The following is a 13,066-nucleotide window of genomic DNA, read 5'->3' as shown; positions in this document are numbered from 1 at the left end:
ATTTTCACAATCCGTTGTTCGAGGTCTTTCATGTTTTTGAGTAAAGACGATTGGATCAATCAGCGCGCCTATGCGCTGTGGGAAACAACAGGCAGACCCGAGGGGCGCGGTGACGAGCATTGGCAGCAGGCGGCGCGCGAGTACCAGATGCTGGAACTGACGCGCGCCTCGGTCGATGGCAGCGAATTGGTTGAACGATTGAAAGCAATGGGCCGGCTGATGCGCGATGTCGCGCCTGGTGATCCGTCTGAAGCGCCGGTGAACGTGTCCATTGCACAGCGATCTGCAGGTTAGGCGGGGCTCTTGCTGCAATCGCTGTTCGCCTGCTGTGCGCGTTTAGAGTTTCTTAGGCATGATCATCTGTTTCCATCATAATTTAGTGGGAAAATGAATAGCGCAGTACAACGTCAACCTTTGCTGAAGAAGATGTAAAGTCAAAGGCGTGAATGCCTTCTGAAATATGCAGGGTCGATAAATGTTTTCAGCGATTGTCCACGAAGTCACGTCACGGTTTGCACGAAAACGAAGTGGCCGTTCTTACCGACCGCGCGGACCTGTTGTTCATGAACCCGACGCGCCACCATCTTTCGACACCTCTGCCGAACTCACCCATCTGAAAAAGCTGTTCGACCACTCATCCCGCGCTGCCCGCATCGGCGTGTGGGAATGCAGCCTGAATGACGAGAAGCTGGCCTGGACCGATATGGTCTACGAGTTGTTCGACCTACCGCTCGGCCACCCGCTGAACCGCGAAGAGATCGTCAAACTCTATTCCGAAAAATCACTGGCCCAACTGACGATGGCACGCAACCGCGCCATCAAGGACCACACAGGCTTCAGCCTAGACGCCGAGATCGTCACCGGCAAGGGCAACCATCGCTGGATCCGCATCACCGCCACTGTCGAATGCGAGGATGATGTGCCGGTGCGGATATTCGGGATGAAGCAGGACATCACAGCCGAGAAGAAGCTTTTCGACGAGATCCGCTACCTCGCCGAGTTCGACGTGCTGACCGGCCTGCCCAACCGGGTTCAGTTCCAATCCAAATTCGATGCACTGTGCGAAGCGGATATCTCTAAGCAGGCAGTGGCGCTGTTCCTGATCGATCTCGATGGTTTCAAGCAGGTCAACGACCGGCTCGGCCACCAGGCCGGCGACCAGTGTCTGCAGGCCGCGGCAAATTGCCTGCGTGCAGCGCTTGGCGACGCAGAACTCGTGGCTCGGATCGGCGGTGATGAATTTGCGGTCCTGCACCACTGTCAATCGAACGACGATGCCGCCCGGATCGCTGACGCCATTGTCAAATCGCTTGCCGCCTCCTGCGATGATGACGGCAAGCAGATCGGCATCGGCGGGTCCGTCGGCGTGGCGCTCGCCGCAGGATACAATGCACCGAAGGATATTTTCGCCGCCGCAGACGGGGCGCTTTACGCGGCCAAGAGCGGAGGCCGGAACCGTTTCAGTCTTGCCCAGCCGTCGTTCGCAACCAAGATACACGCGGCATAGCGCTCGCTCCGATGCCCGGTCGGTCCGCGGCCTGAAAGCGGCTCGTATCGTCTTTTCAAGCGGCACTCCTTTGCGATAACAGTCATGCTATTCAGATGATCCGTCTGCCGGTTTTTCTGGCAACAGCTTGGCACGCCCATATCCAACGAGCATAAGACATGAGCCATATTCCGCTGATCGACTACGATACCGCCTCCGACGAGATTCGGGCGGCCCATGACGCGGAAGTGAAGGTCCGCGGTCGAATGACCAACATGAAGCGGACATTGCTGCATTCGCCGGCGGCACACCGTATCTACGCCGAGTGGTTCACGCTCAGGGCCGAACTTGCAGGCATCAGCGACCGGCCGATCTGGATTTTCTCGCATGCCATTTCCAAGGCCTGCAAATCGAAGATCGCAATCACCTTTTTCCGCAGGGCGCTGATCAACAACGGTTTCAATCCGGATGCGCTCGTCCTGTCCGAGGAGGAAGCGCTTCTCGACGCTTTCGGGAAAGCCATCGTTGCTGATTCCAATGCCATCCCGGCCGAGATCTGGGCACAGCTGAAGCAGCGCTACGATGCCAAGACGCTGGTCGATCTGGTTGCCTTTGCCGGCATCATGCTCGCCACTGCCGTTTTCAACAATGTCGTCGAGGTCGACTTCGATCCGGAGCTGGAAGCGTTTGCCGAGGGTGCCAGCTAAGCGCGGCGCTTGCGATAATCCCCAAGCGATATCAACGGCTTTTCAGCGCTTTCTCGACTTTGCGGGCAAGCTCGCCCGCGACGAAGGCCGCATGTTCGGTGATCTGCGGCAATCCCATGAGCTCGCCGAATGTGCCGCGGGCCAAAGGCCCGGAGATCAGCAGGGTCGAGTCACCCTTGCCATCGCCGGCAATCGCTTCCGAGCGCTCGTTGCAGGCGATGCCGAGGCCGGTCGGGTCCAGCTGCAGATGCGCATGATTGCGCAGGCTTGCGAGCCATGGCTGGCTGTCGAGAATGCCGCCATGCGCCGGCCCCGTCGTTACGACAACGGCGTCGTAGACCCGCTCCACCGTGCCTGCATGCCGTCGCCGGAGGACAACATTGATATTGTCGCCTTCGCGTCTGACGCTGGCAACGGATGCGGCGAGCACCTCCATGCGGCCCTCGGCAATTGCCTGATCCAGGACCTCTTCGACCTGCGGCGCGATGCGAAAGCGGTGCGCATCCCAGAACGGCCGAAGATGGCGCACGAGCCTGCGGCGCTCGGCGATCGGCAGGTTCTGCCAGATCACATGGCCGTGGCCGCGCACTTGATCGATCACGGCATGCCATGTCAGACCTGATTGCTCGGCTTGCGCAATCGCATAACGCACGCTGCGCAGCAAATCCGTGGCGCTGTGAGCGGGCGCTGTTTCGAACGCGCCGAAGGGGTCCTGCGGGACAGGCGCGTGTCCCCGCGACCTCAGTCCGCGCCGCGAGATCGAGGTGATCGCGCCGCGATGACCGGTGCGCGCAAGCGAGGCCACGACATCTGCGGCCGTCAGTCCATTGCCGACGACCAGCAGCCGATCGTCAGCACGAATAACATCGAGCGATGCCGGTTTGGTCGAATCCGCAACGAACCTTGGATGACCTGAAAGCACCGCCAGATTGCCGGGCGTGGACGGCGAGGGGTGGCTGGTGGCAATCACCAGATAATCGGCAAAGGTCTGGCCGCCCTGGCTGTCGGATATGCGCCAGAAGGTACCGTCGCGGCTGACATCCGTCACCAGCGCCCGCCGGTGCCTGACTATACCCGCCTCGACCAGCGGCTGCAGCGCGGAAGCGACATACCGGCCAAACAATTGACGCTGCGGAAAAAGCACTCCATCGGCGCGATGGGCACCCGGATCATCGGCGATGGCATCATTTTTCCGGATCCACTCCAGGAAGTCTTCCAGCTGATCCGGTAACAGGCTCATGCGACCCGCGGGAACATTGATCCGATGCGCAGGGTCCGCTGTGTCGTAGGCGAGACCCCGACCGATCTCGTGCCGCGGCTCGAAGACGGTGATGGCGGGTGGCTTGTCCGGCAGGGCGAGCGCCAGATGATAGGCCACAGCGGCACCGGAAACACCGCCACCTATGATCGCAACCAGCGGCCGGCGATGGACGATTGCCTGGCCGGCAAGAGCGGAAACGTCGTCGGGTGCCAAGGTCTCCGGTCCAGTCCTGATATCGAGACAATTGGGATAGCGATCGTCAATCTAGTGTGCCGCGACTGCTGCGGCAATGCTCTACGGTTTCAGTCGGTATATGCGCCAACATCAAAGTGCGCGCAGCTGTGGGAGGGATGCGACGTCAAGCTTTGCCGCCATCGATCGCGATGACATAGCAGAGCGCGTCGCCGGTCAGCGCAACGGCCGCGCCCGCAGAACCCTTGAGCAGCAGTGTGTCGCCCTCGTTCAGTTCTGCCCTGTCTTCACCCCAATCCAAAGCGATGCTTCCCTCGTGGCAAAGCACCAGCCAGGTCTGCGCATCGACATCAACGCCTGTGCGTCCATGGATGCGCACGCGCTCGACATGGTGCCGCAGGCCGGTGCGGCGGGTCATGACGTTGAGGTCGGTGATCGGCCCGTCCGCCAGTGTTGCCGAGACAGCCACATCGGCGGGGAAGGCGAGGGGTGCGCTGTCCTGCATCAGCAGAACCGGTGCGCTGCCATCGATCGCAAGCGACATGCCGTTGCCATCAAGGATCGAGAGCGTCCGGTCGATTTCGGGAAAAATCGAGAACGGACCGTCGGTCGCGACCGTTGCCATGCTCACGCGCCAGTCGAATGCGGACAGCGCCGCACCTTCAGGCGAGATCGCGATCTCCACCGTTTCGCCGCCGCCGTTTTTCCAGGGCATGCGGCGGTAGGTGCTGGCTTTGAGGATGGTGGCTTGGGTCATCTCATATCTCGGATTGCCAAATTGGACTGAGTGGACTAAGTTTAGTGGACTAAGTCCAAGGGAGGCCGGTCATGGAAGTTGTGAACATACATGAGGCAAAGACCCATCTGTCGCGTCTGATGGAAAAAGTCGCCAATGGCGAATCTTTCATCATCGCCAAGGCCGGTAAGCCGATTGGCAAAGTGGTGCCGATAGACCAACCGGAAACCGCTCCTAAAAAAAGTCGCATCGGCTTCATGAAGGGGATGTTCACGACGCCTGACGATTTCGACACGATGATGGCTGAAGAGATCGAGGAGATGTTTTACGGCAACCCCGATAAATTCAAAGACCGATGAAGTTTCTCCTCGATACGCATTTTCTGCTCTGGACGGCCGAAGGGTCCCGGCGGCTACCCAAAGACTTTATCACGCTCGTCGAGGACGATGAAAACGAGTTGTTTTTTTCAGTCGCCAGCATCTGGGAAATTGCCATCAAAGTCAGGCGACGCCCCAACTTCGACATCACGTCCGGTCTGTTGCGACGGTTCCTGCTCGATAACCGGTTCAATGAACTGCTGGTAACCGGCGAACATGCCGTTGCGGTCGAAAATCTCCCGACTATTCACGGCGACCCGTTCGATCGTCTCCTCGTCGCACAGGCTTTTACCGAGGGCTTGGTTCTCCTGACAGTGGATAGGGCCATCGCAAAATACGGTGGCCCTATCCGGCTGATGTAGCGCTCAGTTCCCGAGAATCCCCGGCAGCCGCAGGCCCTTTTCCTTCGCGCAATCGATGGCGATCTCGTAGCCGGCATCGGCGTGGCGCATGACGCCGGTCGCCGGGTCGTTCCAGAGCACGCGCTCGAGGCGACGGTCGGCGTCTTCCGAGCCGTCGGCGCAGATCACCATGCCGGAGTGCTGGCTAAAGCCCATGCCGACGCCGCCGCCGTGATGCAGCGAAACCCAGGTGGCACCCGACGCGGTGTTGAGCAGGGCGTTGAGCAGCGGCCAGTCGGAGACGGCGTCCGAACCGTCCTTCATCGCTTCGGTCTCGCGGTTGGGCGAGGCGACGGAGCCGCTGTCCAGATGGTCGCGGCCGATGACGATCGGGGCGGACAATTCGCCGGTGCGGACCATTTCGTTGAAGGCGAGGCCGAGTTTGTGGCGGTCGCCGAGGCCGACCCAGCAAATGCGTGCCGGCAGGCCCTGGAAGGCGATGCGTTCGCGGGCCATGTCGAGCCAGTTGTGCAGATGCTTGTTGTCGGGCAGCAGTTCCTTCACCTTGGCGTCGGTCTTGTAGATATCCTCGGGATCGCCCGAAAGCGCCGCCCACCGGAACGGGCCGATGCCACGGCAAAACAGCGGACGGATATAGGCCGGCACGAAGCCCGGGAAGGCGAAGGCGTTTTCGAGACCTTCATCCTTGGCGACCTGGCGGATGTTGTTGCCGTAGTCGAGCGTCGGAACGCCGGCATCCCAGAAGGCGACCATGGCTTCGACATGTGCCTTCATCGAGGCGCGGGCGGCGACTTCGACCGACTTCGGATTGCTCTCGCGCTTGGCCTTGGCTTCCTCGACGGTCCAGCCGATCGGCAGGTAGCCGTTGCGCGGATCATGTGCCGAGGTTTGGTCGGTAACGATATCGGGGCGGGCGCCGCCGGCCTGCATCCGCTTCACCAGTTCCGGGAAGATCTCGGCGGCATTGCCGAGCAGGCCGACGGACTTGGCTTCGCCCTTGGCCGTCCACTCGGCGATCATGGCGAGCGCCTCGTCGAGCGTCTTCGCTTTGGCATCGACGTAGCGGGTGCGCAGGCGGAAATCGATGCGGGTCTCGTCGCACTCGACGGCGAGGCAGCAGGCGCCGGCCATCACGGCTGCGAGCGGCTGGGCGCCGCCCATGCCGCCAAGGCCACCGGTGAGGATCCACTTGCCCTTGAGGCTGCCGCCATAATGCTGGCGGCCGGCTTCGACGAAGGTTTCGTAGGTGCCCTGAACGATGCCCTGGGTGCCGATATAGATCCACGAGCCGGCGGTCATCTGGCCGTACATGGCCAGGCCCTTCTTATCCAGCTCGTTGAAATGGTCCCAGGTCGCCCAGTGCGGCACCAAGTTGGAGTTGGCGATCAGCACGCGCGGCGCATCCTTGTGGGTGCGGAACACGCCGACCGGCTTGCCGGACTGAACCAGCAGCGTCTCTTCCTCGGTCAGCGTCTTCAGCGTCGCAACGATGCTGTCGAAATCGGCCCAGGTGCGGGTGGCGCGGCCGATGCCGCCGTAGACGACGAGTTCATGCGGGTTTTCGGCCACATCGGGGTCGAGGTTGTTCATCAGCATGCGCAGCGGCGCTTCGGTCATCCAGCTTTTGGTGGAGAGCTCGTTGCCCCTGGGGCTGCGGATTTCGCGAATGTTGTGGCGTGGATTGCTGGTCATTGCGGTTCCCCTGATCTGGGTTGGAAGGCTTATCGTTTCAGGCTCAACGTTTCAGGCTGAACGTTTCAAGCTTGGGGCGATCTCGGCGAGACGCACCAGAATGTCTTTCAGGTGCACGCGAAGGCGCTCGGCCTTGGCTGGGTCGTAGGCAAAGGGGGGCGCCTCGGTGGCCAGATGCGTCGATTGCGCCAGTTCCATCTGGATGGCGTGGACGCCGGTTTCCGGCTTGCCGTAGTGGCGGGTGGTCCAGCCGCCCTTGAAGCGGCCGTTGAGGATGCTGTCATAGCCAGCAGCCGTCGAGGTCACGGCAACGGTCGCCTGTTCGATGGCACTGTTGCAGGTCCTGCCCACGTCGGTGCCGACATTGAAATCCGGCAGCTTGCCGTCGAACAGAAACGGGATGTGCGAGCGGATCGAGTGGCAATCGTAGAGGATCGCGACGCCGTGGATCGCCTTGACGCGCGCGATCTCGGCGGCGAGCGCCTGATGATAGGGAGCGTGGAAATCGCGTAGCCGCTCGGCGGTGTCGGTCTCGTCGGGCGCCTGGGCGTCCTTCCAGATCGATTTCCCGTCGAAATCGGTCTCCGGAACAAGGCCGGTGGTGTTCTGGCCGGGGTACAGGCTCATGCCTGCTGGATCGCGGTTGGCGTCGATGACGTAGCGGTGGAAGGTGGCGCGCACGGTGGTGATGCCGTCGAGCAGGCCGTCATAGAGATTGTGGATGTGCCAGTCGGTGTCGGCCAGCAGCTTGCCGTTGTCGTTCAGCCGGTCCCAGATGGCGGCCGGCACGTCGGTGCCGGTGTGGGGGAAGCCGAGGATGACGGGCGAGTTGCCCTGGCGGGTTTCGTGGGTGGTCATTGGCTGGATGCTCCGTTGGTTGCGGGGCTACCCCCCTCTGTCCTGCCGGACATCTCCCCGAGGGGGGAGATCTGCAGGTGGTTGGTTTCCCGCAAGATAGCAGACGCAGAATCGAGTGATTTCGCCCACCCGATCTCCCCACCCGTGGGGGAGATGCCCGGCAGGGCAGAGGGGGGCGCCACGAACGACATCATGGCGGTCAGCCCTCCAGAGCCGGCAGGATGCCCGAAGACACCGACGCATTCAGCGCCCCTGTCGCGACCAGATCGCTGGCCGCCTGCAGATCATTGGCCATGTAGCGATCGACCTCCAGCGTCGCCACGACACCGCGGATCGCGGCAATGGCGCTCTGCAATTCGGGGCTCGTCGCCAGCGGCGCGCGGAACTCGACGCCCTGGGCGGCGGTCAGCGCCTCGATGCCGATGATGGCGAACAGGTTGTCGGTCATCTGCAGCAGGCGGCGGGCGCCGTGGCAAGCCATCGAAACGTGGTCTTCCTGGTTGGCCGAGGTCGGCGTCGAATCGACCGAGGCCGGGTGCGACATCTGCTTGTTTTCCGACATCAGCGCCGCCGAGGTGACCTCGGCGATCATCAGGCCGGAGTTGAGGCCGGGCTTCTTGGCGAGGAACGCTGGCAGGCCATACGATAGGGCCGGATCGACCAGCAGCGCGATGCGGCGCTGGGCGATGGCGCCGATTTCGCAAACGGCAATGGCGATCTGGTCGGCGGCAAAGGCCACCGGCTCGGCATGGAAGTTACCGCCCGAGACGACCGAGTTGTCGGAGAGAACAAGCGGATTGTCGGTGACGGCGTTGGCTTCGATTTCGAGCGTGCGCGACACCGAGCGCAGCAGATCGAGGCAGGCGCCATCGACCTGCGGCTGGCAGCGGATGCAATAAGGGTCCTGCACGCGCTCGTCGCCTTCGATGTGGCTCTGGCGGATGACGGAGTTGTCGAGCAGGGCGCGAAGCGCTGCTGCCGTATCGATCTGGCCCTTGTGGCCTCGCAGGGTGTGAATATCGGGGTGGAAGGGTGCGGACGAGCCCATCGCCGCATCGGTCGACATGGCGCCGGTGATCAGCGCTGCCTGGGCGGCGCGGTGGGCGCGGAACAGGCCGGCGAGTGCCAGCGCGGTCGAGGTCTGGGTGCCATTGATGAGGGCGAGGCCCTCCTTGGCGGCGAGAATGACGGGGGTGAGGCCGGCCTTTTCCAGGGCTGCGGCACCCAACAGGCGTTCGCCGGCATAAAAGGCTTCGGCTTCGCCCATCATCACGGCAGCCATATGGGCCAGCGGTGCCAGATCGCCGGAGGCGCCGACCGAGCCCTTTTCAGGGATCACCGGGATGACGCCCTTTTCGAGCATGCCCTCGATCAGCCGCACCAGATCGAGCCGGACGCCCGAGGCGCCGCGGCCGAGCGAGACCAGCTTCAGCGACATGATCAGGCGGACGATGTTTTCAGCCAGCGGCGCACCGACGCCGCAGCAATGCGACAGGATCAGGTTGCGTTGCAGGGTCGCGACATCGGCGCTGTCGATCTTGATCGAGGCGAGCTTTCCGAAGCCGGTGTTGATGCCGTAGACCGGTGCATTGCCGGCAGCGATCTCGGCGATGCGGGCGGCGGCCCTTGATATGCCGGCATCGAAGGAGCGGTCGAGCGTGGCCGGTTCGCCGGTCCAGTAGATCGCTTCCAGATCCTTGAGCGAGACGGAGCCTGGGTGAAGGGTAATGGTCAACGGTCGATCCTTTCGCCCTTGAAGACGTGTGCATGAAGTGGGTTGAAGCCGATGCGGTAGACCAGCTCGGCGAGGCTATCGACGTTCCAGATGGCGAAATCGGCGGACTTGCCGGTTTCCAGCGTGCCGGTTTCGTCGAGCAGGCCGAGCGCGCGGGCGCCCTGGCGGGTGACGCCGGCAATGCATTCCTCGACGGTGAGGCCAAACAGCGTTGCCGACATGTTCATCGTCAGGAGCAGCGAGGTCAGCGGCGAGGTGCCGGGGTTGCAGTCGGTGGCAATCGCGATGTGGGCACCGGCAGCGCGCAAGGCTTTCACCGGCGGCTTCTGCTTTTCGTTGATGGCATAGAAGGCACCCGGCAACAGCACGGCCACGGTGCCGGCCGCCGCCATGATCGCCGCGTCTTCGGCGGTGAGATATTCGAGATGATCGGCCGACAGGGCCAGATAGGAAGCTGCAAGCTTTGCGCCGCCAAGGTTCGACAGTTGCTCGGCATGCAGCTTGACCGGCAATCCCAGCCGTTGTGCCTTGTCGAAGACGCGGGCGATCTCGTCTGTCGAGAACGCGATGCCCTCGCAGAAACCGTCGACGGCATCGACGAGACCTTCGGCATGCGCCTGTTCGAGGCCGGGCAGCACGACATCGGTGATGTAGTCGCCGTTGCGCCCCTTGTATTCGACCGGCGTCGCATGGGCACCGAGATAAGTGGTGACCACCCGCACAGGGCGGATGCGGCCGAGCTGGCGGGCGGCGCGCAGCATCTTCAGCTCGGCGTCAATGTTGAGACCGTAGCCCGACTTGATCTCGATCGTCGTCATGCCTTCCGACAGCAGCGTGTCAAGGCGCGGCAGCGAGGCCGCCACCAGCCCATCGACGGAGAGCGCATTGGTGGCCTTGACCGAGGAAACGATGCCGCCGCCGGCGCGCGCCACTTCCTCGTAGGTTGCGCCCTCAAGGCGCATTTCGAACTCGCGGGCGCGGTTGCCGCCGTAGACGATGTGGGTGTGGCAATCGACGAGGCCGGGGGTGACCCAGCGGCCTTCCAGGTCGGTGATCTCGGCCCGCTCGATCGCCAGCACCGGTACTTCGCTTTCCGGGCCAACAAAGGTGATGCGGCCGTTCTCGACGACGATGGCACCCTTCTCGACGATGCCGAGGCCCTGTCTTGCAGGGTCGAGCGTTGCCAGGCGGGCGTTGCGCCAGAGGTGCGGGTGCTCCTGCACGGAGGCCTCATCGCCTGAAAAATTGTTCCCGGTCATCAGCTTTGCGCCTTTCCTTATGTCTCAACATGTATATACATAATAAACAGGTGACAAGTGGAATTTTGGGCGTATCTCTGGAAAAGAAAGATGCGCTGCGCCAAAGAGGAGAACAAGCGGTCATGGCACAAACGGTTGCGACCAGACTTCATGCGGGTGCTGCGCTGTTGCCGCAGGGCTGGCAGAAAGACGTCCGGCTGACGCTGGAGGACGGACGCATCTCCAGGGTGGAGACATCGGTTGCGCCTCAGCCCGCCGACGAACGCCATCATACGCTTGTTCCCGCCATGGGGAACCTCCACAGCCACGCTTTTCAGCGCGCCATGGCCGGCCTTGCCGAGGTGAGGGGGCCTGCCAACGACAGTTTCTGGAGCTGGCGCACTGTCATGTACAAGTTCGCGCTGTCGATGACGCCGGACCATGTCGAGGCGGTCGCCGCCCAGCTCTACATGGAGATGCTCGAGGCCGGGTTTTCCCGCGTCGGCGAGTTTCACTACCTGCACCACGACAGGGATGGCCGACACTATACCAACATCGCCGAGCTTGCCGAGCGCATCGGGGCGGCGAGCGCAACGGCTGGCATCGGCCTGACGCTGCTGCCGGTGTTCTACGCGCATTCAGGTTTCGGCGGTGCCGCCCCAATCGACGGCCAGCGCCGTTTCATCAATTCGCTCGACAGCTTTGCGGCGCTGATGGACGGTTGCCGCAAGGTGACCGGCCAGCTTGCCGGCGCCGAGCTTGGCCTTGCGCCGCACAGCCTGAGGGCCGCAACGCCGGATGAACTGGCGAAGCTTGTGCCGATGGCCGGTGATGGCCCGATCCACATCCACGTCGCCGAGCAGGTCAAGGAAGTCGAGGACTGCATCGCCTGGTCCGGCGCCCGTCCGGTCGAGTGGCTGCTCGCCAATGCGCCGGTCGATGATCGCTGGTGCCTGATCCATGCGATCCACATGACCGATGACGAGACGCGGGAGATGGCGCGGCGTGGGGCGATTGCCGGGCTCTGCCCGATCACCGAGGCCAATCTTGGCGACGGGACATTCCAGGCGCCGCTGTTTCTCGAAGCCGGTGGCCGCTATGGCGTCGGCTCGGATTCCAACGTGCTGATCTCGCTTGCCGGCGAATTGCGCCAGCTCGAATATTCCGAGCGGTTGGCGCTCAGGGCCCGCAACGTCATTGCCGCACCCGGCGGCTCGACCGGTCGTCATCTCTTCGATCACGCCATCACCGGCGGCGGTGCAGCCCTGAAGGCGCCGGGCGGTCTGGCGGTTGGCAATCATGCCGATATCGTCGCGCTGGATACGTCAGCGGTACCCTATCTCGCGGGCGATCAGCTGCTCGACCACTGGATCTTTGCCGGCAACGTCGGGATCGATAGCGTCTGGGCGCTGGGCGCCAAACAGGTCGAGGGCGGCCGGCATATCGGCCGTGAGGCTATCAACCGGCGTTTCCTCAAGGCTATGGGCGAACTGCTGGCAGCCTGACGGGGCTTTCCAGCTGCCGAGATTGCCGATAGAGCGGAAGCAGAACCGGAGCGTGACGATGGACCAGAGCAAGGACATGACCTTGCATCAGCGTATCCTCAACGACATCGAAGGCCGCATCGTCTCCGGCGAGTGGCCGCCGGGTCATCGCATTCCGTTCGAGATCGAGCTGACCAAGGAATACGACTGCTCGCGGATGACCGTCAACAAGGCGCTGACCCAACTGGCCAAGGCCGGGCTGATCGAACGCCGCAAGAAATCCGGCAGCTTCGTCACCCAGCCGCAGGCCCAATCCGCGGTGCTGGAGATCCATGACATCGAGGCCGAGGTCAAATCCCTGAACCTCTCCTATGCCTTCGCGATCGTGAAGCGCACCAGGCGCAAGGCCGGTGCCGACGATATCCGCCGGCTGGAGTTGGAGCCCGGATCGTCGGTGGTCGAGGTGGTCTGCATCCACCAGGCGGGCGGGCGCCCCTTCTGCCTGGAGGAGCGGCTGATCAGCCTCGTCACCGTGCCGGAGGCCGACAGCGCCGATTTCTCGACCGTGCCGCCGGGCGCCTGGCTGCTCAACCAGGTTCCGTGGAGCAGCGCCGAACACCGCATTCACGCCATCGCGGCGGGAGCCGATCAGGCCGCCAGCCTCGACATTCCCCGCAACACCGCCTGCTTGGTGGTCGAGCGCCGCACCTGGAGCAATATCGGCCCGGTGACGCATGTGCGGTTCACCTATCCCGGCGACAAGCATGCCCTGGTGGCCCGGTTCACGCCGGCGTCCTGAGTGGGGCGGCGGGACGTATCGTTGCGGGCGAGGCTTCGGGCTCTGTCGCTGCGGTTCTGCTTTGCCGATGGTGTGCCGCGGGCGTCCCCTCTGTCCCGCCGGACATCTCTCCACAAGGAGGGAGATCGACTCGTAGGAC

General features: G+C 63.0%; 13 protein-coding genes and 1 pseudogene. 8 read left to right on the top strand and 6 right to left on the bottom strand.

Annotated features, from left to right (window positions below; translation table 11 throughout):
• Positions 1–30 precede the first annotated feature (30 nt).
• From GVL52_RS00700 to GVL52_RS00690, 3 genes are all read left to right on the top strand, one after another.
• Positions 31–294, top strand: coding sequence for a DUF2934 domain-containing protein (locus GVL52_RS00700; RefSeq protein WP_160003336.1), 264 nt, complete (start codon positions 31–33; stop codon positions 292–294).
• A gap of 181 nt (positions 295–475) precedes the next feature.
• Complete coding sequence (locus tag GVL52_RS00695; protein WP_160003335.1) at positions 476–1,507, top strand: diguanylate cyclase; 1,032 nt, start codon at positions 476–478, stop codon at positions 1,505–1,507.
• Between the two features lie 158 nt (positions 1,508–1,665).
• Positions 1,666–2,193, top strand: coding sequence for a hypothetical protein (locus GVL52_RS00690; protein ID WP_160003334.1), 528 nt, complete (start codon positions 1,666–1,668; stop codon positions 2,191–2,193).
• A 31-nt stretch (positions 2,194–2,224) separates the two neighbouring features.
• On the opposite strand, the gene GVL52_RS00685 is transcribed toward GVL52_RS00690, so the two are convergent.
• Both GVL52_RS00685 and GVL52_RS00680 read right to left on the bottom strand, forming a co-directional pair.
• Entirely contained in the window at positions 2,225–3,667 is a 1,443-nt protein-coding gene (locus GVL52_RS00685; protein WP_244619050.1) for an FAD/NAD(P)-binding protein, read from the bottom strand.
• A gap of 145 nt (positions 3,668–3,812) precedes the next feature.
• Positions 3,813–4,403, bottom strand: coding sequence for a HutD family protein (locus GVL52_RS00680; RefSeq protein ID WP_160003333.1), 591 nt, complete (start codon positions 4,401–4,403; stop codon positions 3,813–3,815).
• A gap of 71 nt (positions 4,404–4,474) precedes the next feature.
• Here GVL52_RS00680 and GVL52_RS00675 point away from each other — a divergent pair, with 71 nt between their 5' ends.
• On the top strand, positions 4,475–4,741 hold the full coding sequence (locus tag GVL52_RS00675) for a type II toxin-antitoxin system Phd/YefM family antitoxin (protein ID WP_160003332.1): 267 nt from the start codon (positions 4,475–4,477) through the stop codon (positions 4,739–4,741).
• Positions 4,738–5,121, top strand: coding sequence for a type II toxin-antitoxin system VapC family toxin (locus GVL52_RS00670; protein ID WP_160003331.1), 384 nt, complete (start codon positions 4,738–4,740; stop codon positions 5,119–5,121). Before GVL52_RS00675 ends, GVL52_RS00670 begins: the two co-directional genes overlap by 4 nt.
• A gap of 3 nt (positions 5,122–5,124) precedes the next feature.
• Here GVL52_RS00670 and hutU read toward each other — a convergent pair whose 3' ends face one another.
• Both hutU and hutG read right to left on the bottom strand, forming a co-directional pair.
• Positions 5,125–6,813: a urocanate hydratase gene (gene hutU / locus GVL52_RS00665; protein ID WP_160003330.1), complete on the bottom strand. Its 1,689-nt coding sequence runs from the start codon at positions 6,811–6,813 to the stop codon at positions 5,125–5,127.
• Positions 6,814–6,864: 51 nt separating this feature from the next.
• Positions 6,865–7,671, bottom strand: coding sequence for an N-formylglutamate deformylase (hutG, locus tag GVL52_RS00660; RefSeq protein WP_160003329.1), 807 nt, complete (start codon positions 7,669–7,671; stop codon positions 6,865–6,867).
• 30 nt (positions 7,672–7,701) lie between these two features.
• On the opposite strand from hutG, the pseudogene GVL52_RS30745 reads away from it, so the two are divergent.
• Positions 7,702–7,848, top strand: a pseudogene (locus tag GVL52_RS30745) (riboflavin biosynthesis protein RibD); the annotation flags it as partial.
• A gap of 22 nt (positions 7,849–7,870) precedes the next feature.
• On the opposite strand, the gene hutH reads toward GVL52_RS30745, so the two are convergent.
• Positions 7,871–9,406 carry a histidine ammonia-lyase gene (gene hutH, locus GVL52_RS00655; protein WP_160003328.1) on the bottom strand — a complete coding sequence of 512 codons (1,536 nt, stop codon included), beginning with the start codon at positions 9,404–9,406 and terminating at the stop codon, positions 7,871–7,873.
• On the bottom strand, positions 9,403–10,665 hold the full coding sequence (hutI, locus tag GVL52_RS00650; RefSeq protein ID WP_160003327.1) for an imidazolonepropionase: 1,263 nt from the start codon (positions 10,663–10,665) through the stop codon (positions 9,403–9,405). Before hutI ends, hutH begins: the two co-directional genes overlap by 4 nt.
• 122 nt (positions 10,666–10,787) lie before the next feature.
• On the opposite strand from hutI, the gene GVL52_RS00645 reads away from it, so the two are divergent.
• Together GVL52_RS00645 and hutC are read left to right on the top strand one after the other, a co-directional pair.
• The gene (locus GVL52_RS00645; RefSeq protein WP_160003326.1) at positions 10,788–12,149 is read left to right on the top strand and encodes a formimidoylglutamate deiminase; all 1,362 of its coding nucleotides are present in this window, start codon (positions 10,788–10,790) and stop codon (positions 12,147–12,149) included.
• Between the two features lie 58 nt (positions 12,150–12,207).
• Positions 12,208–12,927, top strand: coding sequence for a histidine utilization repressor (gene hutC / locus GVL52_RS00640; protein ID WP_160003325.1), 720 nt, complete (start codon positions 12,208–12,210; stop codon positions 12,925–12,927).
• The last annotated feature ends 139 nt before the right edge of the window (positions 12,928–13,066 follow it).

The organism is Rhizobium sp. 18055 (assembly GCF_902706285.1).
GTDB lineage: Bacteria > Pseudomonadota > Alphaproteobacteria > Rhizobiales > Rhizobiaceae > Rhizobium.
This window is presented reverse-complemented; position numbering and strand designations above follow the sequence as displayed.